Origin of the sequence: Oryzomonas sagensis (assembly GCF_008802355.1) — a bacterium.
Classification (GTDB): domain Bacteria; phylum Desulfobacterota; class Desulfuromonadia; order Geobacterales; family Pseudopelobacteraceae; genus Oryzomonas; species Oryzomonas sagensis.
This window is the reverse complement of the sequence record NZ_VZRA01000004.1, coordinates 158762-184433: the sequence shown is the minus strand read 5'-3', so window position 1 is coordinate 184433 and position 25672 is coordinate 158762. Positions and strand designations below refer to the sequence as shown.

General features: G+C 56.5%; 15 protein-coding genes. 2 read left to right on the top strand and 13 right to left on the bottom strand.

The window, feature by feature from the left end; genetic code table 11:
- Positions 1-142 precede the first annotated feature (142 nt).
- Entirely contained in the window at positions 143-1060 is a 918-nt protein-coding gene (locus F6V30_RS14770; protein WP_151157717.1) for an AraC family transcriptional regulator, read from the top strand.
- Positions 1061-1098: 38 nt separating this feature from the next.
- Here F6V30_RS14770 and F6V30_RS14765 read toward each other — a convergent pair whose 3' ends face one another.
- The 4 genes from F6V30_RS14765 to F6V30_RS14750 form a co-directional block, all read right to left on the bottom strand.
- Positions 1099-2394 (bottom strand): nitrite/sulfite reductase, encoded by a 1296-nt coding sequence (locus tag F6V30_RS14765; RefSeq protein ID WP_191965725.1) that lies wholly within the window; start codon positions 2392-2394, stop codon positions 1099-1101.
- Between the two features lie 473 nt (positions 2395-2867).
- Positions 2868-6860 carry a translocation/assembly module TamB domain-containing protein gene (locus tag F6V30_RS14760; RefSeq protein ID WP_151157715.1) on the bottom strand — a complete coding sequence of 1331 codons (3993 nt, stop codon included), beginning with the start codon at positions 6858-6860 and terminating at the stop codon, positions 2868-2870.
- Positions 6857-8659, bottom strand: a complete 1803-nt coding sequence (locus F6V30_RS14755; RefSeq protein ID WP_151157714.1) for an autotransporter assembly complex protein TamA — start codon at positions 8657-8659, stop codon at positions 6857-6859. Before F6V30_RS14755 ends, F6V30_RS14760 begins: the two co-directional genes overlap by 4 nt.
- Before the next feature lie 32 nt (positions 8660-8691).
- Positions 8692-9753 carry an AI-2E family transporter gene (locus F6V30_RS14750; protein WP_151157713.1) on the bottom strand — a complete coding sequence of 354 codons (1062 nt, stop codon included), beginning with the start codon at positions 9751-9753 and terminating at the stop codon, positions 8692-8694.
- Between the two features lie 221 nt (positions 9754-9974).
- Here F6V30_RS14750 and F6V30_RS14745 point away from each other — a divergent pair, with 221 nt between their 5' ends.
- Positions 9975-11216, top strand: a complete 1242-nt coding sequence (locus F6V30_RS14745; protein ID WP_151157712.1) for a spinster family MFS transporter — start codon at positions 9975-9977, stop codon at positions 11214-11216.
- A 520-nt stretch (positions 11217-11736) separates the two neighbouring features.
- Here F6V30_RS14745 and F6V30_RS14740 read toward each other — a convergent pair.
- The 9 genes from F6V30_RS14740 to F6V30_RS14700 all read right to left on the bottom strand — a co-directional run bounded on the left by F6V30_RS14740 (position 11737) and on the right by F6V30_RS14700 (position 25657).
- Entirely contained in the window at positions 11737-14151 is a 2415-nt protein-coding gene (locus F6V30_RS14740; RefSeq protein ID WP_151157711.1) for a methyl-accepting chemotaxis protein, read from the bottom strand.
- Positions 14152-14430: 279 nt separating this feature from the next.
- Positions 14431-15447 (bottom strand): peptidylprolyl isomerase, encoded by a 1017-nt coding sequence (locus F6V30_RS14735; RefSeq protein WP_151157710.1) that lies wholly within the window; start codon positions 15445-15447, stop codon positions 14431-14433.
- 59 nt (positions 15448-15506) lie between these two features.
- Complete coding sequence (locus F6V30_RS14730) at positions 15507-15815, bottom strand: ArsR/SmtB family transcription factor (RefSeq protein ID WP_151157709.1); 309 nt, start codon at positions 15813-15815, stop codon at positions 15507-15509.
- Positions 15816-16035: 220 nt separating this feature from the next.
- Complete coding sequence (locus F6V30_RS14725) at positions 16036-19347, bottom strand: PKD domain-containing protein (RefSeq protein WP_151157708.1); 3312 nt, start codon at positions 19345-19347, stop codon at positions 16036-16038.
- Positions 19348-19365: 18 nt separating this feature from the next.
- Positions 19366-19752 (bottom strand): cytochrome C, encoded by a 387-nt coding sequence (locus F6V30_RS14720; protein WP_149307825.1) that lies wholly within the window; start codon positions 19750-19752, stop codon positions 19366-19368.
- A gap of 532 nt (positions 19753-20284) precedes the next feature.
- On the bottom strand, positions 20285-21916 hold the full coding sequence (locus F6V30_RS14715) for a cytochrome c3 family protein (protein ID WP_151157707.1): 1632 nt from the start codon (positions 21914-21916) through the stop codon (positions 20285-20287).
- Positions 21916-23061 (bottom strand): 6-bladed beta-propeller, encoded by a 1146-nt coding sequence (locus F6V30_RS14710; RefSeq protein WP_151157706.1) that lies wholly within the window; start codon positions 23059-23061, stop codon positions 21916-21918. The genes F6V30_RS14715 and F6V30_RS14710 overlap by 1 nt, the downstream gene beginning before the upstream one ends.
- Positions 23061-25031 carry a hypothetical protein gene (locus F6V30_RS14705; protein ID WP_151157705.1) on the bottom strand — a complete coding sequence of 657 codons (1971 nt, stop codon included), beginning with the start codon at positions 25029-25031 and terminating at the stop codon, positions 23061-23063. The genes F6V30_RS14710 and F6V30_RS14705 overlap by 1 nt, the downstream gene beginning before the upstream one ends.
- Before the next feature lie 98 nt (positions 25032-25129).
- Positions 25130-25657 carry a cytochrome c3 family protein gene (locus tag F6V30_RS14700; RefSeq protein WP_191965724.1) on the bottom strand — a complete coding sequence of 176 codons (528 nt, stop codon included), beginning with the start codon at positions 25655-25657 and terminating at the stop codon, positions 25130-25132.
- Positions 25658-25672 lie beyond the last annotated feature (15 nt).

Here is a 25672-nt window from a genome sequence, read left to right as displayed (position 1 = left end):
CGTACTCCAGGAGCAGCAACGACAGATAGACCAATCCTGTTCAATTATTGCCTAATGGTACGAAACACGGGATAATGATTGTAACGCAATGTGGGGGCAGGTACTATTAAGCAAGGATAAATTCATTCGAAACGAGGCAGTTATGCAGGAGATTGAGGATAACAGCACGGGAGTTGCCCTTGCGGCCCTGGGAACAAGTATTGCCCGATGGACCGAAAAAGGCGAACAGCACACAACCGCAGTCCCGGGCCTGTCGCTTTTCCGGAGGATTGAGCCGACCGAGCCGGTCACCGGCATGTACGAACCGAGCATTTGCCTGGTCACGCAAGGGGCAAAGCGCGTGCTGCTCGGCGACGACGCGTATGTGTATGACGCGCATCATTATTTGATCACGTCCGTACATCTCCCCACGGTCGTGCAGATTATCGAAGCGAGCCCGGAGAAGCCATACCTGGGGCTCAGACTGAAACTCGATCAGCGTGAAATCTCACAGCTGATGGTGGACAGCAATCTTCCCGCGCCCCGTGCGCAGCAATCAAGCCGCGGCATGGCGACCGGCGAGGTGACGCTGCCGCTGCTCACCGCCTTTCAACGGTTGATCGACTTGCTTTCTGAACAGCAGGATATACCGATCCTTGCGCCGATCATCCAGCGGGAAATCATCTACCGCTTGCTTGTGGGCGATCAAGGCGAGCGCCTGCGCCAGATAGCATCGGCGGGGAGCCAGAGCCATCAGATAGCGCGGGCAATCGATTGGTTGAAGGCTAATTTCACACAGCCGCTGAGTATCAATGATCTCGCGGCTCAAGTCCGCATGAGCATTTCGACGTTCCATCACCACTTCAGGTCGATGACCGCCTTAAGCCCTTTACAGTATCAGAAACAGTTACGCTTACAGGAAGCCAGGCGTTTAATGCTGGCAGAACATCTGGATGCCGCGACCGCAGCGTTTCAGGTAGGCTACGAGAGCCCATCCCAGTTCAGCCGTGAATACAACCGGTTGTTTGGCGCCCCGCCGTTACGGGACATCACGAACCTACGGCAATTGGCAGCCGGTTGATCAAGTTCGTTGTGTAATTTTAACCATTCCGGCATCCATCAGCCGATATCTTTCACCTTGCTGAACAGTTCATCCGCAGTGAGATCATTTGCCGAGAGCGTGCCGAGCCCGGCATCGGTACGCCGATAGATGTCGAAGCGCGGCGTGCGCTTGCCATCCTCGTCCTTGCGCAGTGCAGAGCAGACAATACCGACATCGGCCAACTGCGGCTGGCTGCAGGAGTTGGGGCAACCGGAAATGGCCCAACTTTGGGTTCGGCCCTGTTCTCCGATGAGTCCCAGCAGTTCAGTGGCCACGTCACGGGTTGACGCCAGGCCCATACGGCACTCGTGGCTGCCGGGGCAGACTCGCATGGCTGGTGCAGTTGCAGCAAAGTCCAAGCCGGTCGATTGCTGCAATGCATCCAGAATTGGGGCAGCTTCGACCCCGCGTGACAAGAGCAGAGCGATATCCTGGTTGGCGGTAATCATCAGCACACCATCGGCGTACCTGTCGGCGGTATCGGCGATCTGCTCGAGTTGCCCAGCGGTCAGCTTGCCGGCGAACAATTGCAGCTCCAGGCGCTGGCGCCCGTCGGAGGACGGCACCAACTGTTCCGGCAGCCCGCTGGTACGGGGAATTTCCTCTCGGTACACGATTTCTTCCTCAATCAGTCGGCACAATTTCGCTTCGCCGAACTCCCTGGCCAGGAACTTGAGGCGCTTGGGGGGCGGCGCATGGGTGGCGTAGACCTTGACGATTGCCTCTATAACCGGAATGATGCGTTCTTCGGGGAGCCGCTGCTTAAACAGGAAGCCGGGGCGCGGTTCGCGCCCCAGGCCGCCGGCGATCCATACGTCGTAGAGGTTGCGGCCATCTTCGCCCCCCGTCAGCACCAAGCCGACGTCCTGGATCAGGTGCCGGCCGCTGGCCACACTTGCTTCGATGCCGATCTTGAACTTCTTGGGTAAACGTTCGAAGCGGGGGTTACCGGTAAATTGTCGATGGAGACGTCGGGCAATGGATTCCAGTGCCGGAAACTCCTGGGCAGCCTGGCTGCCGCTGGTAATGCCGCGAACGGCACCACCGCAGGCACCGCGCGCGGTCAGGCCGACTTTGGCCAGGTCACGCTTGATAATGGGCAGATCGCTTTCCTTCAGCCAGTGAATCTCCATGCTGCCGCGGGTGGTAAGGTGGATGGTGCCCTGGCCGAAGCGTGAGGAAACGGCGGCGACGGTCCGGGCCTGACTGGAGGAGACGACCCCGGCCGGAAGTTTGACACGCTGCAGGTAAAAGCCTTCCTGGCGCTGTTTATAAATGCCGTCAAGACGATATTCGGAACCGGTTGTAGTCATGCGTTGCATCCCCCCAATGATGAAGTTGATGGGGGCAGCCTCACGAGTAGGCATATCCCCTCTGTGTATGTTTCAATCAGCACCTGATCGTACACGTTAACATCGGCGTTGGACTGCATTTCTGTTCATTGCGATTCCATTACTATTTCCGAACGTATGATGCCGGGAATAACGCTTTCCGCCATATGGCTAAATCAAAAAAGGCCGGGGGCTTAAGGAGGCGAATCACCCCCGGCCAAAGTTTATGCGCCGTAACGGCCCACATCAAAACCGGTAACCGATGCCGCCGAGGAAGATGTCCGTGTCGCGGTCGTATCTGGTAATAATCAGGTCCCGGGTCGCCCTTCCCTGTCCTTCAATCGTAAGCCCCTCGACGGAGCCCTGCTGGGCCTGCGGTTTTACTCAATCAGGCCAGAAAAAATCGCCCCAAATCCGGGCGCGAGACCTGAACATGGTTATTTACGAACAAGTTCTTATTTGAACTCCAGTTTGTAGAAGAGGTCGGCGCCGCTCTCAGTGCCGGTCTGGGTTTCAATCTGCCACTGTTTGAGAATATCGTACCGGAGCAGGAACAGGTTGCTCCCGGTAAACAGCGACTTACCGTAACTGATGTAGAGTTGCGGGGTCAGATACTTGCCCACGGTGAGCATCGTCTCGGTGACGCCGGGCTGCTGCGTCGCCGGTATGGCTCCGGGAGGGGTCACCTGGAGCGGTTTGTACCCCATGGGACTGGCGGTTCCCCCGACACCCCCCTGGATCTCCAGGGTGCTCAAACCGAGGTGATTCTTTATCTGCTCCTGGAGGGTCCCCGCCTGGCCGGACGTGAGCAGGGCGCCGGCAGCCTGGGCCACGAGACCGGCCTGTTGGCTGCTGCTGCCGAGCGGGTGGCCGAGGACGATATACGCCAGGACATCCACATCCGGCATGGCGGGCTCGGAGTAGAGCTTGGTGACCGGTTTCTGGAGGGTGCCGGCAACCGTTACGCCGACCCGCACGTCCCCAATGGTGCGCAGGGCCAGAAAATCAAGGGAGGGGCGATTAATCGGGCCGCCGGCAAAGAACAGACGCCCGCGGACGATTTCCAGGTTCACGCCGTAGGTCCGGTACCGCCCTTTGACCACCTTGATCTCGCCTCTGCTGGTAATGCTGTCGAGGCGGGTCAATGACAGGTCCAGGGCTCCGCCCAACTGGGCGTCGATGCCCGCGACCTTGACGAAGACCTTATCCCCAAGCAGCACCCGGACCTGGACGTCCAAAACCAGGGGTGAGGCCTTGGCGACCGGCACGCCCCTTCCCTCCACGATGACATCGCTGCTCGGCGCAATGGCCGTACGGGACGGCGCCCCGACGATACGCAGTTCAGGCAGGCGCAGTTCGCCACGCAGGGTGATTTTTTGCGGGGTTCCGGTAAAGGTGAGTTTCGGCGTGCTCAGGAGCTGGAGTTCGGGAAAATAGACCGTTTGAAAATTTTCGCCCGTTATGGTGCCCTGATAGCCGACAACCCGCCACCCGGCCAGGGTGAGAAGCACCGTCCCCTCCACGTGGCCGGGTCCGGAGACAGCCCGGAAGGAGTCGATCCGGATGAGATTCTTTTCCAGGCGCGCCGCGAACTGGACGTCCTTGAGGCGAACGCCGGCGGTGGGCAGATACGCACCGGCCTTGGCCAACTTCAACATGCCTCCGATTTGGGGAATTGCCCAGGTTCCGTTAATGGCAAGTTCGGCGGCAAGCTCACCGGAACTTTCCTGGACCAGCCCCGGAAACAGGGCGGTGATAATGCCTTTTTCCTGGAATTGCCCGGTGAGCGATGCCCGGAGAGGCCCTTTAGGATCGACGGCCACCGGGAAACGCGCCGGAACCGGCAGGTGGAAGTCTGCCCGCGCCTGGCCGTGGTCAGCCATGGTGAGGAAAAGGGTGCCGCCAAGTGTTGCCCCTCGCCAGTGCCATGAAGCCTCTGCGGATTTGCATATGAGGTTCAGCTCCCCGTCGGGCCGTGTCTGATGTAACGCCCCCCCGGAAAGCGCGGCAGTGCCGGTCAGCTCAAAGCGTTGTCCCGGCATCAGGCTCCCCTTTGCCCGTCCGGTGATGCGCCCTTCAAGTCCGGTGTCGCGGGGGAGCCATGGTTTGAGCAGCGCCAGGTCGATCCCGCTCAATTCCGCCGTCAGGTCCCCTTTCTCGGGCATGGCCAGACGGAGCGGGGCGGATGACATGAATGTCCCTTGCAACCTGCCACCGCTTGCCGTAGTGAGATCCATGCTACCGCGCATGCCCTGTTCGCTGCCGTCAAAGGTAACCTGGCTTCGCAGGATGGTCGCGCTTGTTCCGCGCCCGGCGAAGGTCCCGTTGCCGGAGGCGCTCCCTGCCAGGGTGAGCCGTTTCCCGGGCAGGAAGCCTAACCGGACCGTGCCGCTGCTGTTTCCCGTGAACTGCATATCCTTCAGATAGGGATTGACCCGGACCAGGTTCAGGCCGGCCCATTTGGCCCGGACGTGACCGTTTAGGGGATGAAAGGCCAGATCGGCGGCGACTTCGAGACGCTCCGCTGTCCCCGCCGTGAGGGACAAGGGAGACAGGGCGAATTTATCTGCGCTGACGGCAAATGCGGTAGGAGCCGTCAGGTTCCACGGGCCGGAGCGGTCCCTGCCCGCGAAGCGGGTGATCTCGCCCTTCCAGGTGCCGGCGCCGTACCCTGCCGCCAGATTAAGCCGCGCCTCGCTGCCGGCCGAGTGCAGTGTCGCGCTCACCGCGTGATGGGGCAACGTCCCGTCCGCCGCCAAGGTCACGTCACCCAGCGCATAGCCGTCATAGACCGCATCCCGCAGAGATGCGGCGACATGCAGGGGAGACCCCGCGCCTTCTTCAAGCCGGGCACTCAGATTGGCGGCTGCTGCCCGCGCTCCATGCCAGGCAAGTTTACTCCCCGTACCGGCGACGGCGCCGCTGAGATGCCTCTCGCGCCAGCGCACCCACCCATCGGCCCGGAGCGTTCCGGCAGCGCCCGGAACCAGCAGGGAAAGGTCGGTGATCCGTGCGGCTACGGCCAAGCGCCGGTTCAGTTCCCCCGAGGCGTGCAGGTCAAACCCTTTGCCCTGCAGCGCCAGCCGGGAGAGGTTAAGATTGTTCTCGGCAAAATCAGCCTGTACCCCGCCGGCCAGGCCCTGCCCGTGCAGGCGGCTTTCCAGGAGGACGCCGCTGACGCTCCCCGAGAGGGGCGCCTTCCAGGGCCAAGCCAGCGTCCCGGTGGCGTTGAAATTCGCCCTCCCCTTCCAGTCGGGGGCAATCCTGGCAGGGTTGAGATTTCTGCCGCTGATCACCCCCTGCATGGCAAAGCCGTCGCGCCAGTTCATATCCAGGTTGCCCGCCAGGGAACCATCGAGAAACCTGCCGTTCAGCGGAGCCAGCTTTATGCCGTCACGCGTGCCGCGATAGGACGCTGAAACAGAGGCCGCCCGCCAGCCTTGCCCCTTGTTGGTCAGGGTAACATCGCCCCGATACCTGTCCAGGGTCCCCGCGAACCTCAGGGTGCCGGAGAGGTTTGTCGGCACGTTCAGCTGTGGGGAGAGATCGAGGCCGGCCGCCATGACCTGCAACGACAGGGCCGATTCCCGGGCAGTGAACGTCAGCGACCCATCGGCGGTGAGCACCCCCTTTTGCCCCGGCTTGGTCAGGCGAAGACGGCGCAGATTGAAGGCATTGGGCGCCATCCCCACATCGCCGGTTAGTTCCAGCAATTTCCGGGCGCCCGCCGTGCCGGTGATGGCGACCGTCCCGGTAAACGGCTCAGGCCCTCTGCCGTTGCCGCGCCCCACCTTCAACCGGAACCGGTCCATCTCCGCCACGGGGTGTGCCGGGGCAATGACCAGGTCTGCCGTGAGAGACGGTTGCCTGAAACCTGCCGAGGCAGCGCCGCTTATCCGCCCGGAAGGTGCCACCGCCGTGAGATCGCTGATGGCCAGGAGGCTGTCGCGCCAGGTGACGGAAGCGGCGATCGACGTTACCCGTACGGGTTGTTCCTGGCGACGGCGATAGCTGAGATCGGTCACCTGCAATCGTGTGATGATCATATCAAGCTGCTGCGCCATCTGGGGCGCCCTTGGCCAGGCCAGAATCGGCGGTTTGCCGGCGGGAGGGGCATTGTCCTGAATCCGCACCCCGCTGGCGGCCAACTCCTGAATAGCGACGGTGCCCGACAGGAGCAGGAGCGGTTTCCAGCCTAGTTCCAGGCTGCCAAATTCCAGTTTTTGCTGTGGCAGAGCGATCCGCACCCCCGTGAGGAGCAGATGGTCGGCAACCCTTCCCTCGACCTTTTGAACGGAGAAGCTGCCCCCGCTCAGGGAGTCGATCGCCCCTAAGAGCCAGCGGGCGCCCTGGGTTGTGGAAACGATCCAGACAAGGGCCGCAAGCGCGGCCCCAGCCAGGGCAATCGCCACCGCCGCCACGAGACTCTTTGGGGGCGGCCGTTTCATAGTTCGAACCCCACGGTGAAGTGGAAATGGAGCGCCAGCTTGTCCACCCCCAGCGGCTGGGCCACGGAAAGGTTCAAGGCCCCGACCGAAGTGTAGTAGTGGAGACCGACGCCCGCTCCTTGGAACAGCTTGATGGCGGAGAAGTTATTAAAGGCGTTGCCGGCGTCGTAAAACAGGGAAACGCCCCAATCCTTGAAGAGCGCCCGTTCCAGCTCCATGCTTGAGGTCAGGAGCTGTTTGCCCCCCACGACCTTGCCCGTGGCGTCGCGCGGGCCGAGGGATTTGTAGGAATAGCCGCGCACGCTCTGGTCGCCGCCGGTAAAGAAGCGCAGCGAAGGTGGAATATCGGTCAAGGGATCGTTCAGCAAGGTTACCCCGGCATTGGCCCGCATATGCAGCGAAAGACGCCAGGGGAGCGGCAGAAGATAACTCCCCGCGGCCAGGATCTGGACCAGTTTCGTATCCGAGCCGAGCAGTTGATGGGTGCCGTGCAGATCAAGGGTGTAGCGAAAACCGCGGCGGGGACGTACGGGATTGTCGTATCGATCATCGGAAAAACGCAGACCGGGCAGCAGGAGTCGCGCGGAGGATTTCTGGGCGCCGACGGTATAGTCTTCGTACTGGGCCTTTATGTAGGCGGTGCCCAGCCTGCCTGGGCCGAAACTCCGGTTGCGGTCCGCCTCCAGCGCCACTATGCGGCTGAAATAGCTCGTGTTGTCCTCCTGCTGCAGGTTCAGCTGCAACGTCGTGGAGCTTCTGACATCCTTCGGGCTGGGCAGGACATAGCCGGTCACCAGCCCCTGAAGCCGCTCGGCAACATACAGTTGCGAATACAGCTCGTGCCCCTGGTGAAACATGTTCAGGTCGCGGTAACGGACGGTGAATCGCGCCCCCGTGTCCGTGCCGTAGCCTATGCCCGGCCGCACGTTTATGCGCGGCCCGGGTGTCAGCTGTATGGCTACCGGCACCCTGTGCGCCTCGGCATCCTGTTTTTCCGGCGTGATGACGACCTCTTTGAAACGCTCCGAGTTGGTGAAGTTACGTTGGGTTTCGCCGAGGCGGGGGTAGGAAAAGACCTCGCCGGGGGCATAGGTCAGATGGCGGCGCAGAAAACGGTCCGGGTAGTCGGGCGCACCCTGGATGCGCGTCGCGCCGAAATAGTATTTCTCGCCCGTATCCAGAACCAGTTCGATAGTGGCGCTTGTGGCGGACGGGGCGACGCGGATCTCGTGCCGGAAAAAATCGGCATCCAGGTAGCCCAGATCCCGGGCCCGTGCGGTGAGCGCCGTCTTGGCCTCCTCGTACTTCTGGTGCAGCAGCACATCTCCCTTGTGCAGGGGGAACGCCGCAACCAGCCTCGCCAAGCGTTTTTCCCCCTTGCCCGGCCCGATCACCGCCACGGCGACATCGGTCAGGCGTACCGGCTCGCCCGGCGCCACCTTGACCAGCAGACGGTAACGCTCTCCGTCCGGTTCGACCGTAACCGCGGCCAGCGCATGGTAATAGCCGAACGGTTCCAGGGCGGTCCTGACCTTATCGCCCGCCTGCCGGGCAAAACGGTCGAGCCAGAGGCGGTCCACCGTTCCTCCGCGTACCAATCCGGCCGGGAGAACGAGCGTTTCCTGCACGTTTTTCAGCGCTGCGCCCTCGACGCCGGCAACAACGATCTCCACCGGTTCGGCGGCATGCAGAGGCAGCGCGAGGCCGAGCCAGAGCAGCAGGAAGGCAAGGACGGTCTGGGCCGCACCGAGATGGGGTTCTGCATGGTCATGTGCGTATCGTGATGAGAAGTCAGGCATACGTTGCGGTCTTCGGAACGAGATGATTGAATTCAAGCCTGGCTCTGCAACGATCCGACACCCATGACATCCCGCCAAACGGTGATGAGGATCGCAAAGAGGACAGGACCCACGATAAGGCCGAGAATCCCCAGGGCAAACACCCCGCAGATCGCTCCGAGCACAACCGCCGGGATAGGTATGGGAACGGTGCTCTTTGCCCCAATGGCGAGGGGGCGTATCGCATTATCGGCAAGGCCCACGAAAAACACGCACCAGAGCGCCAGGAGGCCCGCCTTGAGATAGGCGCCGTTGATGGCGGCAAGGGCAACGAGCGGCACCCAGACAATACCGGTGCCGACAACCGGCACAAGCGCTGCCAGGGCCGTCAGAGCACCGCACAGAACCGGGGCCGGAATCCCGGCGACAACATACCCGAGGCCGGCGGTTACGCCCTGCACCAGGCAGGTAAAGATCGTTCCGACGGTCACGGCGGTAACGGTGGCGCGAATTTCGGAACAATAGCGGCGCATGTTGTCCTGATTCGCGGCCAAACGGGCGATGGCAACCGACACGATCCTGTCGCCGTCGCGGTAGATGAAGAAGAGCATGAACAGCGCCACCGCCAGGGTAAAGAGGAGCTCCCCAAGGTTTTTTGCGGTGTTGGTCGCCACATCAAGGAGATACCCCGAAGCGCCGGCAGCCAGTTTTGCGGCGAGACCGGAGAGATCGATGCCGAACCGCTCTCCCACGGCCCTGATCTCGCTTGCGAACGGAAAATGGCTGAGTGCGCCCGCCCCGGTCGTCGAAAATGCCAGGACGAGCCGCTCGCCTTCCGTGTACCAGTCGGCGGCGTTTTGCACGACCAAGACGATCAGGCCCGCAACCGGCAGGATAAAGCAGACGGTTATTGCCAAAACCATCAAGCCGGCAGAGCGTCCGGGGTGGCCGGGACACCTCCTGACCAGCCGCTCGTGGTGCGGAAGGGTCGCAATGCCGACGATGAGCGCCCACGTCAGCGGTTTGGCGATTGGGGCCGCCAGCTGGGCGAACAGCCAGATTGCTGCAGCCGTGGCAAAGGCGGCCATGATGCTCACGTATATCTTCTTGTCCATTACGTGCCACCTCTCGGGAGTGGGAAAGTATCCAAAATAAGTATCCCGCACAAAACCGGTTAATGCAATGGAGGCGAAGAACTCCTGACGAATGGATTCAGGTTTGCGCCCGGATCTCGACGACGTTGGTTTTGGGTTTCCTCCGCGAATCTCAGTGGTTGACGTTTTTGATTTTGCGTTTACAATCACCCGGTTGCCAGTTCTCTCAGAGGATACACCGTATGGACGCCCAGCCGATCTCGCTCACCTACCGCCGCTACGCCCTGGGGCTCCTTTTGGCGGTGAACCTGCTCAACTACATCGACCGGCAGGTGCTCTTCGCGGTCTTTCCCCTGATCAAGATCGATCTGCGTCTCTCCGATACGGCGCTGGGGTTTCTCGGGAGCGCCTTCATGCTCAGCTACCTGCTCTTCGCCCCGCTCTTCGGCTGGCTCGGCGACCATTGGAGCCGGACCAAACTTGCCGCCGGAGGCTTGGTTGTCTGGAGCATGGCCACGGTTCTGGCCGGTCTTGCCCCCGGCTACCGGACCCTGCTGGGTGCCCGCGCCACCGTCGGGATCGGTGAGGCGAGTTTCGGCACGGTATCACCCGGCCTCATCGCCGACTTCTTCTCCAGGGAACGCCGCGGACGGGTCCTGGCTTGGTTCTATGTCGCCATTCCGGTCGGCAGCGCGCTGGGCTATCTCCTCGGCGGGGTGCTGGGGCAGCGGTACGGCTGGCACACCGCATTTTTGCTGGTTGGTATACCGGGCCTGCTGTTGGCCATTCCCATCGCACGGTTGCGCCCCCCGTCCCGCGGCGGCGACGACGCATCCCTGCGGGCCGCGCACGGAAAAGTCTCCGGAGGCTACGCCGCCCTGTTCAAAAACCGCTCGTTCGTCTGCAACACCCTTGCCATGGCTGCCATGACCTTCGCCATCGGCGGACTCGCCCAGTGGATCCCCTCGTTCCTGTACCGCACCCATTCCCTCGACGTGGCAAGGGGAAATACCCTGTTCGGCGCGACCACGGTGCTGGCCGGAATACTGGGCACCATGGCCGGCGGCTGGCTCGGCGATTTCTGGCAAAAAAGAAGCGGCAAGGGCTATCTGCTCATCTCCGGCTGGGGCTTCCTGATCGGCACCCCGTTCGCCGCCTGGGCCATCCTCGCTCCCGGCCTGACCGGCTGCATGGCCGCGATCTTCATCGCCGAGTTTTTTCTCTTTTTCAATACCGGACCGCTCAATACCGTCATCATCAACGTCACCAACCCGGCTATCCGCGCCATGGCCTTTGCGGTCAATATCTTCTTCATCCACGCCTTGGGCGACGCGGTTTCGCCCTCCGTCCTCGGCTGGCTGTCCGACCAATGGGGGTTGCGCAGCGCCCTCCTGATCACCCCGGGCGTTATGGGCCTGGCCGGCCTCTTCTGTTTCATCTGCGGCAGGTTTGTGGTGCAGGATATGGCTCAAGCCGAGGAATGACGCCTACAGGAGCGGCAACAATCGGCATTCATACTTTAGATTTGCAGATCCGACATTCCGAGGTATGTCTTTAAAGGAGAGGGCAGAACCGCCGCAGCCGGGGTAAAAAGAAAGGAATCCCGAAGGATTCCTTGACGTTAAATGGAGCGTGAGACGGGATCAGAAAATTTCACTGCAATTTCAATAACATTGGGTAAGCTACCGCTAAAAAGGGCCAACTTTCCACGTATGAGGCGAAGAACGACTTCCTACTTGCAATTGGCGCTCCAACGTTTGGCTTCCGGTGCACCGGGACTGACTACATCTTTTTCATTGGCTGTTTCCTTGAACAAGAAATTCACTTCTTACTCTGTCCAAGAAAACCGGGGCCGCTATATCATCAGGGCCAAGGGAGGGATGATTGCCGGGGGCAATTCTGCATTATGATCGATTCAAGGAACAACTGCGCCCGTCGCAGGCATAATGAGCACTGCTACGCCATGGCGTAATGTCGGGTAGTCAGTAACGTGGCAGAGTGCCATTACAGCCGAAACCATCTGGCGGTGTCATTTAGATCAGAGGCTGTGGCGGCGAGATTTTCAGATGACTGCTTGACGTCAACAAAAGTACTTTTAATCTGTCTGGCGGCATCGGATATGGTATTCATCACCCTTGAAATATCATCTGATGTTGCGGACTGCTGTTGGGCAGCAACGGCAATCCTGCCGACCATACCGGTAATCTTATCCATATTTTCAACGATCTCGTCTATGGACTGTACCGATTCATTGACGATACTTACAACCTGGTCCACTGAAGAGCTCTCTTCCCGAATGAGTTTGACAGCCGTGTCGACGCCGGTGTTCATGGATGATACGTTTTCCACAATCTCGTCCGTCGCTTCAGAGGTCCTGGCTGCAAGTTTACGCACTTCGTCGGCAACGACGGCAAAACCGCGGCCTTGATCCCCGGCCCTGGCGGCCTCAATTGCAGCGTTCAGCGCCAGCAGATTGGTCTGGTCCGCAATGTCATTGATAAGCGCGACAATGCCGGTAATCTTCTCCGACCGGGTTCCGAGTGTCTCCACCTCTTTTGCCGAGGATTTGGTTGTCTCGGCAAACCGTTGGAGATGACTGACCGCAGTATGCATCCTGTCTCGGCCACGGTTGGCGGCTTCTCGCATCGATGCAGCAGTGCCTGCCGTTTCATTCGCATTGTTGGACACATCGTTGATGGTCTGGGACATCTGGGTCATGGCAACAGCAGACTGTTCGATACGCTCGGTTTGTTCCCCTGTGCTATTCTCAAGTGTACGCGCCGTGGATGAAAGCTCCTCAGAGCTACCCGCCAGGGCATCTGTCGCCACCCCGATCTTTTTGGCAATATTCTGGAGACTGCCGGCCATGGTGGCCATTTCTTTCTGGACCTGACCGATCTCGTCATCGTTTTCCGCCAATATGGTACAGTTCAGATTACCGGAAGCGATCTCGCGGGTAGTGGCAATAAGCCTGGAAAGAGGATGGGCGATTGCCCGGTACATCCATATTCCGAAAACGATGCCGGAAAAGACCGCAAGCACACCTATGGTAAGAATCAACCCGAGGCTCTTGCGGATCATGGAGTTGACGGCGGCGATCGATTTCTCCTGTTCTCCCTGCGCCACGCTCGATGTTTGTCTACTTTTCAGAGCTTGCTGCATGACAATATTTCGGAGTTTCGCCGATTCCCGGGACGCTACTTCCTGCATTGCCAGCCTGTTTTTCAACTTCGGGACGATACCGTCTTTGGTGGTGAGGCTCGCGTAGACGCCATCCAACGCAGACGTCGTTCTATTCAGAACCGCAAGTTCTTTCGCAGCGTTAAGCTTCTTTAAATGTTTTTGAAGCTCTGCCTCCGCCTTATGGATTTTGGCGTACTGCGCTGTTATGGTCGTTAAAGTCGAATCTATTTCTTTTCCCGTGGCAGCAGTAAACAGCCTTGTAACAAGTCCATCGACCGATGCCCCATATGCCAGCAACTCGGAATTACTGGCAAGTGCACTCACCGTAATGTTAGATTGCACAAACGAATTTCCGTTTTTGCCTGTTATATCTCCTACTTTTTCGCTGATATTGTCTATTTCATTATCAAGGGAACCGATTATTCCATCCATTTTGTCCAAAATGCCGTCAATTAACACGTCAGCTTTATTATTTCCCGCCAATCGCAATACAAAATATTCGTCCAACTTTGTGGACAGGTTTGCCAGTGCGGCCTTAAGTTTTGGATTTCCGCGCACATTGCCATTTTGTAGCAGACGGTCGATATGTCCTTTCACTTCTCCTTTGTAGCCCTTAGCGTTACCTCGTTGAGATTGAAAGCAGAGAACCATGGTATCTTTAAGCTGTGTCTTGGCCATTTCGAGGCTGGTGAGCTTGTCGGCCAAGGAGTTTCTGCCTTCGACGAATGTCACGTACGTGGCTGAACGCGAAACTTGCAACGACTTTACCAGGCCGTCAAGTTCCTTGAGTTTGGCGATGGTTTCATTCAGGTGCTGTGTCGTTGTCTTTGCTGCGTTGTTGGCGTCTTCCTGGGATGTGATGCTAGCCGTTACCGTTTCGACAAGCCGATTGAAAATACCTTCCAACTCCGAATACGTTCCAAACTTCTCACCGGACATCGACTCAATTGTCGTTTGAGAGTTTTTTACGGTTTCAAGTGATTTCGTTGCTTCCGTCCTGGCATCATCAAGTTCTTTTTTGCCCCTTGATGTACTTACTTTTACCAGGTCGGCGGTAGCTGCCTGGATAGATCGTTCATATTCCACTGTCCTGAGTTGGTAAGGTGTGCTTTTTTCCGTAAGATAAGCCAGCTTCCCCTTTATAAAGGTCATACTGACGTAGCAGGCTACCGATATCACAATTGAAATACCGGCAACAATCGCAACATTCAAAAAAAGCTTGGTTTTGATTTTCATGTATCCTCGCCAAAACAGCGTAATCAGGATGCGCCCTTATATACCAGAATGCGTTGCCACGTACCGCTTAATTATACTTAAATCATATTATCCAAATATGTTATTAAACCGTTTTTTAAATATTGTCAAACATTGGAAGTCCTCTATCAAACCATGCCGTCAATTTATATGCTCCGACTTGGTTGCGCGCACAGTACTCTGAATGTACTGTTTGACATTTTCCCCCAGCTGTTGAAATAAAATTTTGGCCGTTATACTCTGACATAATAGTGACTGCCATTATGGCAGCAGCACGTCAATTTTGGCGCTTCTACGTGCCCCGCCAACAAAATCTCCAATAGCCGCATTCGTTTTTTGAGTTCTGAGATAATCTTCGATCTTATCCCTGGCTTCAGACAGGGAGACAGTCTCTGCTTTCTTCAGGTTCAGCAACTTGATTATATGATAGCCAAATCGTGTCTCCACTACGTTGCTCAGACCTCCCCGTTCAAGAGCAAAAGCGGCCCGTTCGAATTGAGGGTCCATCTTGCCTCTACCGAAAAAGCCCAGATCGCCTCCTTGCTTAGCGCTGGGACAGGTTGAATTTGCCTTGGCCAGTGTGGCAAAATCAGCACCGTTTAACAGTTCATTGTGAAGTTTCTCGGCCTTTTCACGAGCCGCCTTCCTCGCTTCAATCCCTGCTTTGCTGTCAACACCTATCAATATATGGCTAGCCCTAATCTGTTCATCCTGACGGAACTTGTCAGGATTCTGGTCATAAAACTTTTTGATCTCTTCGTCGCTGACCGTAATTTTGGAAGAGATGTTCGTTTTGACAAAATTGCTGATGACCAGTTCTCGGCGAGTGTCGTCATAGAGCATCTTCTCATTCATTCCGATATTTTGGAGCGCCCTGTCATAATCCTTGGCATCGGAAAAGCCATTTTTGATTTTAGCCAGCTTTGCATCAGCCTGTTTGTCGAGATCTTTTATATCAAGCTTCTGGCCAGCCTGGAAAAGCAGTTCCGAACTGATCAATTGATTGAGAGCCTGCATTTCAAATTCCTTTTGCAGAGATGGTGGAATTTGTAAACCGGGTCGGTCCGCCATTAAAATTATTTGAGCCCGCTTGAGTTCGGCGACGGTAATATCTTTGTCATTCACTCTTGCTGCTGTTTTTTTGAGATCGGTTGCGGAGATTTCGGTAGTTGATAATGGCGGGGTTACATTCGATGATGTAACCGAACATGCTGAAATCAATAACGGCAACATCCACAATGAAATCATTGATTTTAGAAGCATGGCTGAGTGTTTCATTGATACATTCCTCCATAGTCATTTGTTTTATGCCACAAAACAACAACGTAGCTTATATACTAATCAGCTTCAGTACTTGAGAGAACATTATTGGTTTGTATAGCATGACAAACCAATGAATTTATAAGTTTTTTAGCCTGCAAATCAACAATAGCATAGTGCATTATAGAACTATTACGTTTACCTTCGATAATTCCATTTATTTTCAATAAGGCAACATGTTTGGATACTGTAGTCTGTTTCAGTCCAAGATGTTCCGATATGTTTTTAACTGTTTTTGATTCATTTGCCATACTCGATAAAATTTTAAGGCGTATGGGATTCCCAAGTATTTTTAGAAGATGAGCTATTGATTTGTGCGAGTCCATATTTGCCTCACTGCCACATAAAATATTTTAAACAGAGTATATTAATTTTTTTGTAAAGAGCCATACTACTAGCTATGCATGACTTGCAATTATTTACTTAATAATACATACAACTTGTCTAATACATTGGCAGCAAATACGCAATGCGGTATGGCTAAAACAATGCCCGGAGAGAGGGCCCTCCGGGCGATTGCATTATATGCCATTGTTTCAGGCTGGTTTAGTTCGTGCCGTCAACGGTGATGGTCTTCTTGAAGTATCCCTTTTGGATACCGTTTTTGTAGACGTAAATCTCGACCGTCTTGTTTCCGGCCACACTATAGGTGTGGGCCTTGGAAACGGATAGAGCATCGATGGTGGTGATATAATCGTATTTGCCGTCGCCCCAGATGACCTTGACCTTGTCGTTGGGGGTTGGCAAAGACGTGACGGTAAGCGTACCGCCGAGATTGCCGGGGTTGTCCGCCCAGGCTATGACGTCGGCAACCGGAACAACGGCCTCGACCTGCCGTGTTGCCGATGCGACATTCCCGCTTTCGTCGGTAACCTTCAGGGTGATGGTCTTCAGCCCGATGGTGGCAAAAGTCACGCTGGAGATTTTGCCGGGAGCGATGACGGTGCCGTCGCTGGAGGTCCAGGTGTAGGTAGAGATGCCTGCGTCACCCGGTTTTGCCGCATAGGCTGCCAGCGGTTGGGCGACACCTTTGGCGACCTGTATGCCAGGGGCCGCCGTGTCGATATCGGTGAAGTTGGATGAGAAGTTGGCGAACGGTTTTACGCCGATTCCGAACTTCGCCGCATTGATGGCGTTTTCATTGGCGAGGTAGTTGCTTACCCATGCCGTCCGATTGGCATAGGTGTTCCCTTTGACGTCAGTGAAGGTGCCGTCGATCGGATAAAGAGCTGCAGACCTGTCGAGAGGTTTTACCCTTTTGTAGGTTCCAGAGGCATCTGCGGTGAAAGTACTTCCGCTCCAGGTGCCAAGCTCGTCGAACTTGACTTCAAGGGCGCCGCCGGCCTTGGTCGACAACTCGGCGCCGGTCTCGATATCATCCTGCAAGCCCACAACTTCGAGTTGCGAAGCCGGGGATTGCATGAATTGCTGCCCCGCCACAGCTTTGACGGCTGTGCCGAGCATATCGAAATCACCTGCGAATAAGGAGGTTTTGGGTGCGGAAGAATGGCAGTCGGCGCAACTTGTGCCGAGGACATAGGTCTGTATCGGCCGTACGCCGTGGGTCAATTTGTAAGGGCCACCCAGGAAAGTAAGCTGGGTTTTTGTCCAATCCTTGTTGTCAACCGAGCCCTTGATGGCGTTGCGATACGCCTTGTAGCCCGATATCTCTTCCGGGGTCGAAAACAGGACGTTGCCGCCGTACACGCCGACGTACTTCCATGCCCCGGTGAAGGCGCCGGTTTGGTCATAGGCGCTCTGGTAGGAACCGTTGCCGAATCCGACCGGGATTGGAGCAAAACCGGAAGGACCGAAATTCATGCCGGCTTTCAGGTCACGGGCAATCCAGGGATCATAATTGGCGGTCAGGACGCCACTATAATCGCCGGCGTGGTGCGTCGGCGCGGAACCGGTAACGCCGTCGCCGTTGGCGTCAACGAGGGGATCCACGTTGTTCCAGATGGCAGCGGTGATGATGTTCACGGCGTAGATTTTCCGCCGCCAGTTCGTGTTGGTGCTGGTATTGTCGAAGGTTTTGTAGTAGTTGCCATTCTTCTGCCACGTGAAGAGAGGTTCCCACTTCTTCAGGTTGGTATTCGCCGGAATTCCCATGCCAGGGTCGGAAAACATACCCAACATGCCGCGTTCCGTAGCATATCCGAGCATATTGGGATAGCGGTTGCCGGAGGTGGAGTCCAGTTCGCGGACGACCATCTGCTCGCGAGCGATATGGCAGACCGTACAATCCATGACATCAAGATGGTTGCCGACAAACGGCACTTCGTTGCTGCCGGTTGTCGTCTTGACCGCCTGGGTGATATTGGCCAGCAGGCCTGCATTCTGATGAGCTGTCAACGGATTGGTCGCGCCGAAGGTATCGATGGCGACACCATCGCTGTTTTTGCCGGTAATGTGGCAATTCTCGCATTTCTTGACCGTATTCTGGCTATTGACGGTAGTTCTCTTGGCTGCATTGCCTTCTACACCTGCCGCGCTGTCATACCCCTTACCCGGGTCGCAGAGGCTCTTGCCGTCAAAAATAGTGTTTGGATTGCTGGAATCCAGGGGCGCTGCAAATACATCGACTTTTGTGGTGTTGGTATTCATGTGGCAGCCGGCACATTCAAGGGTAAGGTGTACGTCGTAGCCGGGAGCCCATAGGTCGCCTCGTTTGAACCATTCGGCACGCGGGAAAGGCACAACGCCTTTCTTAAGAGCATTCTGGTTCTGCATGCCATTGGGAAGGCTGGCCTGAAAATAAATCGGACCGCTGCCGGCAGGGTTGCCGCCGCCCAGGAAGTACTGCTTCATGCCGGGCATGGCCGTGGAGAAATTGGCAAATGCGGCCTTGTTGAATTCGGACATCCCCATGGCGGACGGCCATCCGGCCGGAATCGTAGTGACGAAACCGGGGGTCGTGCTGCTGATACCGGTCATGGTCATGTACAGAGTAGGGGATGTCGCGTATGGGCTCAGTGCCCAATCCCACGTGTTGCCAAACGGGGCGTTGAAGTCGAAGGCCGGCATAGAAAGGCCGGTAAACGATTGCGTGAAGCTGCCGGTGTAGGCCATCGGGGCGCTGGAGAGGAAGTCGCGCATCATGTCGGGAAGGTCTTTAAGGCCCGAAGGCATGTGGCAGTTACGGCAATTCTGGCTTGAAGGGTTGGCTTCCAACTTGGCCAACGCCGTCGGGGAGAGGGACACGGTGTTGTCGGCATTCTTTGTCAGTAAGCCGGTGGTGAAGTCGTAGGCCTGGGTAAACATGTTCATAAAGCCCGCACCGAATGAGGGGGTGGCGTTATGGGCGCCGCTGTAGGCCATCACCGACGACATCAGGTTGTTGAAACCGTCGAAATGGCACATCAGGCAGTCCATTTCCTTGACGTTAGGCATCATCACCTGGCCATTTTGAACCTGCATCTGGCTTCCGTCTGGCATGGTCATGGTCATGGCCTGTCCCCAACCGGAACCGGTAATAACGGGCGTACCGTTCATGTAGAGCGGGTAAGACCAAGGGGACGCCATGACCTGATGCTTCGGCAACCCCGTATTGGCGGAGTACTGATCGAAGACCGTCATGGTGTAGGGTGTATAGCCGTCAATTGCGGGGTTCATCATGCTGAAGCGTTTACCGTTTCGGTCCTTCTCCACAAAGCCGCCGCCCGGATGGCAACTGCCGCATGTCGTAGCCAGGTCCCAGGCCGAAAGATCGACCATGGTGTACTGGCTTCCGGTGTTCGGAGTGGTGCCGGGGGTGACAGTATTGGTGCTGCCGGATACGAAATTGCTCAAATTACTGACATAATTCAATGATGAAATATTCGTATTGCCTGGAGTTTGATTCATGAGGTTCGCCACCTGGCGAAGAGAGGGGCTTCACCACTTGCCAACCATGGCGGTCGACTGGGTCCATGGTTTGTTCTTGGTGGCATCAAATTTTCCGGTGGAAGAGTCGACGTACTCACTTCTGCCTTGGTTCGAGTGAAAAGCGTGGTCGGATATCTTGTCATAGGTGTAATCGACGCCGTTCTTCACGTGGCAGCCTGCAGTACCGCACGTCTGCTTCGGGCTGTAGGGCATGCCTTTCCCGTTCGCGTCCACCTGTACCGGGACTTTCGCTCCACCAGCCATTTGCATGCCGATCTCTTCGAATGTGTACAGCGTGACTGACGGATGGGCGGCAAACGAAGTGCCGGCCGTCAAGGCCAGACTGGCGGCAGCTGTTGCCGTCAGTAAGCCTGTCTTTATTCCGAATCGTTTCATGTAATTGGTTTTCCTTTCTGTACCGTTGATTTTGCAACAGAAATTCTCTCAGGCAGTAACTACCTTTGCGAGATGATGCCACCGCATATCTTGGTAACAATGCGGCTGATGCTGTTCAGCCCGTATGGGGGTACGAAGCCGGACGATAAAACGGGAGCCGATATTCTTTTAGCAATACCAGGACCAAATCATTTGTACGGGAGGAATATGCTGTATATATTTATTCAACTTAACGGATTAATTATTCGCACTATTTTACAACTTGCTGTTTTGACATATAATTATAATGATGAATGAACATCTGGATTTCAAATATGCCGCCATGCCTGAAGCCAATTGTTAGGGCGCAAGGCTTGGCATGTGAAAAGATTTGGGGGGGTATGGGGCATTCATTTCATAATGAAGGGTCATATAGCCCGCGCCGGGGGAAATAGCCAAAACGATCCGAATCCAGTTCAGGACCATGACATGCACTGAGGTACCTATCACTGCGATTGTTCTCCAGCGCGCCCCAGCCGCAACAGGGGACAAATCAATAGTATTTCGGATTGGTCGCATGGCAGCTTACCGTGCAGCTTCGTGCCGTGGAGTCGTATGTTCCTGATGTGACAAAACGGATGTCGAAATTGATGAGATGAGAGTTGGCCGCGGTGGTGGCTCCTCGGGCCTGCGGGACTCCATGGGGGGCATGGCAGACCGAGCAAGGTACTTTGTGGGTAACAAGATGCTGCTGGTGGCCCGAGAATGCAGATTTGCCGGGATCAAGCAGAATATTCTGATCATGGCAGCGATAGCAGAGTGCATAATTGGCATCACTGTAGACAAGCGGGTAGATTTCCGTTTCATAACGGGCAACCAAGATATGTTTAAAGTTTGAACCGTGCGGTCCTTTAGCCTGGCTGCTATCGTCGTTGGCGTGGCAGTCGCAGCAGTAAATCATGCTGCTGACACTGTACTGAGTTCGCAGGCTCGGCACGTTGCCCCCCTTACCGATGCCCACTACCGGGTGGAAAGACGGGTTTGAGATGTCAAACACCAGCCGCGTATTAAGCTCTTGTATCTGCCTGACGATCGTCTGTGTGCCGTAAAAACTGTTCTCTGCATGGCAGCGAAAACAGATCTCATACTCATTTGCAGCGTACGAGGGGAGCACCGCCCCGGCGCTCGAAACTCCCCTTACCCCCAGGAGCGGACCAGGCGCAGCCGGCGCCGACGCGGAAGCGCTCTTCGACTGATGAGGGTTGTGGCAATCTTCACATTCAACATGCTTCAGGGCGGTCAGCGGGTTTTCCGTGGGGTCGTGGATGCCGCTGGTGGCCCCCACGGGATGATTGTAGAACTTGGTAATGGCGGTCGCAACGTCTATGCTCCCCCCCGTTGCCGAATGACATTGCAAACAATTGGCGTCATCGATGGCGAATTTGAGCAGACGTGCATTTCTGCCGGCATTATGGCTGGCATGGCAGAGCGTACAGCCCGCGCCCTGGCCTGCGGCGGCATGGGTGGAGGTACGCCAGCCGGTTATGTTGTGACAGGCGGTGCAAAGGGCTGAGCCGGAGTTATCCATAACCAGGAATTTGCCGTAGTTGTTGCTGTGGGGGTTGTGGCAGGCTGTGCACTGCAGCATTCCGCCCTCTTCGAGCCGTATTGCATGGGGAAGAGAGCCGGGGGTGTTGAGCTGCCCGTTCTGCTGGGCCAATTCGTTTGTATAGGCAAGGGATACGGGGTGGTCGTCACGCAGGTCGGTTTTCAGGTTGGTTGGGTAGTTGGCTGGTATGGTAGTTATTCCTCCTGCCATCGCGATTGCTTCCGAAGAGCCGTAAAAGGTCCCCAGAGCAATGGTGCCGTCGTGGCAGCTGAGGCAGAGACGTGCGGAACCGCTCGGTTGCCCCGGCTTTGCCACCAGCGTGGATGACTGGTACAGATCGTAGATGGCCGTGCTTGTCGGGCGGCTCCAGAGCGGTGTGGAGGGATTCGCGTGATGGGGGGTGTGGCAGAAGATACAGACCCGCTCTTCGTTGAGCGCCTTGATGGAACCGGGGCCCGATACGGACAGATTATGCTTGCTGTTCAGTATCCCTGCCGCCCCTGCCGGAGCAGGCGTGGCGATGGTAATGATCAAAGATGCCATCAGCGTCAGTACAGGCCATACTATGTTCAACATCACGGTTCTCCTTTATCGAATGCCTGTTCTTCAACCGCCCCCAAAGCGGCCTCAGCCTGCGAATCTTCCTTTACCTCCCGGATGTACCGGAACACCTGGAGCCTGTTGTTGTACGTGTCGGCGACATATATGAAATCATTGTGGTCGATAAAAAGCCCCGACGGCATCCAGAGTTCTCCTTTGCCGCTCCCCCGGTTGCCATAGCTGAGCAGAAATTGCCCGTCTTCGTCGAATATCTGTACCGTATCGAAGAGGGCATCGCAGATATGCATATGCCCTTCGCTGTCAATGCCGATCCCTTTGGGTTTGGCAAAGAGTCCCGACGCGTCGCCTTGTTTGCCGAATCCTTTCAGATAGACCCCATTGGCGGCAAATATCTGCACCCGGCCATTGAGTGCATCGGTTACGAAGAGACGTCCCCCTCCATCGGTCGCCAGATCCGTGGGACGGTTGAATTGCCCCGGATTTTCACCCGGCATGCCGAAACGGAAGACTTCCCTGCCTTGGGTAGTGAACGCTACCACCTGGCCGGCCAGGGTATCGCTGACATAAAGCAGGTCGTTGTGCGGATTATAAACGATGCCGGTCGGGCGCTGCAGCCCCTGGGATATGAACGCCCCAATCTTTAAATCGTTAAGATTGAACCGATAGATTTTTCCCGCTGCCGAGTCGCTCACGTAGATAATTTCGCGCCTATCCTCCGCAACGCCGATCGGCGACAAGAGCCGGTTGGCTTCATCCCCCCTGACCAGTTCGTAACGTCCCGAAGCCCGATCGATGACATGAATGGCCTGCCCTCCCGTATCCGCGATAAAAATTCTCCTTTTGCCATCTACGTGGAGGCCGTAGGGGCGTGTGATGCGCATCGCCTCCTCACCAAAGACCGTGCCCCATAATCTGCCCCAGAACCCCTTGCGGATTCCGACATCATTGCCAGTGGCGATGGTTTGGACCCAGACGATGCGGGGCGCCATGGGCGGGGGCGGCCAGACGATCTTATCGATCATTGTCGCGGCGTGCGGCGCAGGGGCAATGGCGCACCCCGCCCCTCCCATTACGAGGGCAAGCATCAGAAGCCATGCCAGGGGAATTGCGGCCGATGATCCACCATGCTGTCCCCCTGAATGGCGCGGTGAGCGTTTCATCAAAATATCCTCCGTAATTTCAGGTTAACGGTTTGGCTATGACTATAACTCGAGGGGGAAAAACCCCAGTTTGCCGAAGAGTCGAGCGTGACGACCGTTCTGCCGAAGTTGCCTTCCAGGCCGAGCTCAATGCTGAATCTGTTGCTGACTACCGAACTGGTAATCATGTTGAAGTACCCCAGTGTCGCCTTGCCCCTCAAATTTGGGGTGATCACACGGCTGTAAGCGGTGGAGAGAAGAAAGGTGTTGTCCCATCCCTGCGTAGATGATGTACCGATAGAGGTGTTTTCGTACCAGGAATACCGATCGTTTGCCTTGGTCAGAAGCGACGCCTTCGCAGCTTGCAAGGTATGTATCCAGTTTGTCTCGACTTGTTGGAGCCTCTGAAAAACACTCTTATTGAGCGAATATTCGAGAGACAGGGTATGGCGGCCAAGTAGACCGTCGATGCCGGCATCGATATGGGTATTTGCCCCGATCGTCGAACTGGGGTCGCTTCCGGCGAGAATCCGGCTGTCGCTGTAGCTGTAATTGGCATGGAGAACACACTTTTTGTCGAGCAGGCTGAGCTTTCCACCGACGGTATGGCCCGCGGTTGCAAACGTGATGTTCGGGCTCTGGCGATACGAATAGCTGATGTAGACAAAAGGAACACCGGGGTCCGAGTTGATCAGCAACCTGGTCTGAAATCCGGAAAAGACGGTGCTGAAGTCGCTGAAGCGGATTGTCATTGCGGCGTCCTTGAATATGGCGATGGTGCCGCTGTCGATATTGTGGGCCGCCAAGTCGAGAAACAGGGGAAAGGGGCCGCTGAGAGTGGTTTTCTCGACGTTTGCCAGGTTGACGTCTGAGCGCTTGCGCTCCTGGATTACATATTGGTAGCCGTAGTCGAGCCTGACCGAGCTCTCCCGGGGCAGTTCATTGGTATAGGCTACTCGTCCATTCCACGAGGCGGTGCGGTCTGAACCGTCATTATAGCTCCCTTGCGCAAGAGAACCGCCAACGGTGGTCAGCAGGCACTTGAGATATTTTTGCGAGAGCGAACCGGATATGCTCTGCTGGTCGTTGTTATTGTGCACATCTGTGTTGCGGCTTTTCACATAAGCAAGTTTGCTGTCCAGCGCCTTTCCGATCTGCCAGTTGAGAGTTGAGGCGACACTTGACTGCAATTCGGGATAACTGCCGCTTTGCTCGTTGTAGACATACATTGAATCAATTTGACGTTGCAATCCTTGAATGTTTTTCCAGAACAGGGTGTTGGCAATGTTGACGACAATGGCGTTCCGGTTGTCGGTTCTCTCGCTGCCGAGCAGTGTCTGTCGATCGAAGGACTGAGTGAAGGAAAGTCTCGTCTTGCTTAGATCGTCCACACTATTGCGGAACGAAATAGATGCCGCCTGAGAGGTTTGATCGATGTCGTCGGCAAGCCCGTGGGTTGTCGACGCGTTTCTGCTGTAGGTTACGGTAATCGGTAATTGCCCGTTTGGGATGCTGAAGGAGACGTTCTGGCTCTCCATGTCGAGTGTGTAAGCCCGGCTGAAAGGCGGCCGGACAGTTCCAGTGGATGAAGAGACGGAGAAATTGAAGGGGTAATTCATACGGTCGAGTATGATGCCGTTGACATCGTAAGAGATACGCATGTTGGTGCCCGTAGAACCGCCTTCCGCGGTATTGTTCACCAACGTCTGATTGGAAGAGAGGGAAATATTCGCGTCGCCGCGGAGCAGGCGGGGGTGTAGAATCGAGTACCCGGCGCCAATGGTGTAGGTTTCGCTGAAATCGTTGTTGGTCGACCGGTTCGTTGTAGACTTGGTCTCACTCTGATTGTCGTTGAAGTTATAGCTGAGCTCCGCGGACTGGTGCAAACCGCTCAGGCCGAGCAAGGTGAAACGCGACGCTTGGGCTGAGACGGGAAACAGCACGGTTGCCGCGCCGAGCACCCAAATGCCCTGCGCCAGGAAACGGAGCATATCCCATCGTCCGAGAGGACTCCTCGGCTGAGTGTTGCCTCGTATCGAGGCGGGGTTCATGAAACCTTTGGCTCCGGCAGCAGTCTCCATTGCGGGGGCTATTTCAAGAAGTACATCGAATCCCCGGAATGGGGATCGTGACAGTTATCGCAGGTTATTCCCTTTTCGACGAACAGGTCGTGCATACGGACCGCTTTGCGGCGCTCGGTGTGGCACTTGACGCAGAGAGCCTCTTTCTTCGTGTTGAGCAGCGCCGGGTTGGCGGAGGTATGAGGGAGATGACAGGCCAAGCAATCGCCGACCGCCGCGGGACCGTGCTGAAACCGCTTTGTCAGCAGGTCCTTGTGGCAGGTAACACAAAGGTATTCCCGGGGCTTGATCAACAGTCCATCTTCGCCGCCGCTCCCGCCCCCCTTGTCCGCTTTATGGCAAGAATTGCAGAGTTTCTCCTTATAGGGGTTGTGCTCGGAACCCCGGGCCGCCGTTGGTGAGAGTGGAACAGAGGCTGTTTTCTGTTGTAAACAGACCGCCTTAGCCCGCTCTTCGTGCTCCCGGCAGATCTCCTCGACAGGCGGCAAGGTTGGGTAACCATCCAGGATAGAGGTCAAGGCCTTATGGCGGGTCACGGGATCGCAGCCAGT

What these genes read in the sequence shown, in the direction of transcription:
- F6V30_RS14745 (WP_151157712.1), top strand. Translation starts at nt 9,975, where the DNA reads ATGGACGCCCAGCCGATCTCGCTCACCTACCGCCGCTACGCCCTGGGG.
- F6V30_RS14755 (WP_151157714.1), bottom strand. Translation starts at nt 8,659, where the DNA reads ATGCCTGACTTCTCATCACGATACGCACATGACCATGCAGAACCCCAT.
- F6V30_RS14705 (WP_151157705.1), bottom strand. Translation starts at nt 25,031, where the DNA reads ATGCTCCGTTTCCTGGCGCAGGGCATTTGGGTGCTCGGCGCGGCAACC.
- F6V30_RS14770 (WP_151157717.1), top strand. Translation starts at nt 143, where the DNA reads ATGCAGGAGATTGAGGATAACAGCACGGGAGTTGCCCTTGCGGCCCTG.
- F6V30_RS14760 (WP_151157715.1), bottom strand. Translation starts at nt 6,860, where the DNA reads ATGAAACGGCCGCCCCCAAAGAGTCTCGTGGCGGCGGTGGCGATTGCC.
- F6V30_RS14740 (WP_151157711.1), bottom strand. Translation starts at nt 14,151, where the DNA reads ATGAAAATCAAAACCAAGCTTTTTTTGAATGTTGCGATTGTTGCCGGT.
- F6V30_RS14750 (WP_151157713.1), bottom strand. Translation starts at nt 9,753, where the DNA reads ATGGACAAGAAGATATACGTGAGCATCATGGCCGCCTTTGCCACGGCT.
- F6V30_RS14735 (WP_151157710.1), bottom strand. Translation starts at nt 15,447, where the DNA reads ATGAAACACTCAGCCATGCTTCTAAAATCAATGATTTCATTGTGGATG.
- F6V30_RS14720 (WP_149307825.1), bottom strand. Translation starts at nt 19,752, where the DNA reads ATGAAACGATTCGGAATAAAGACAGGCTTACTGACGGCAACAGCTGCC.
- F6V30_RS14730 (WP_151157709.1), bottom strand. Translation starts at nt 15,815, where the DNA reads ATGGACTCGCACAAATCAATAGCTCATCTTCTAAAAATACTTGGGAAT.
- F6V30_RS14765 (WP_191965725.1), bottom strand. Translation starts at nt 2,394, where the DNA reads ATGACTACAACCGGTTCCGAATATCGTCTTGACGGCATTTATAAACAG.
- F6V30_RS14715 (WP_151157707.1), bottom strand. Translation starts at nt 21,916, where the DNA reads ATGTTGAACATAGTATGGCCTGTACTGACGCTGATGGCATCTTTGATC.
- F6V30_RS14710 (WP_151157706.1), bottom strand. Translation starts at nt 23,061, where the DNA reads ATGAAACGCTCACCGCGCCATTCAGGGGGACAGCATGGTGGATCATCG.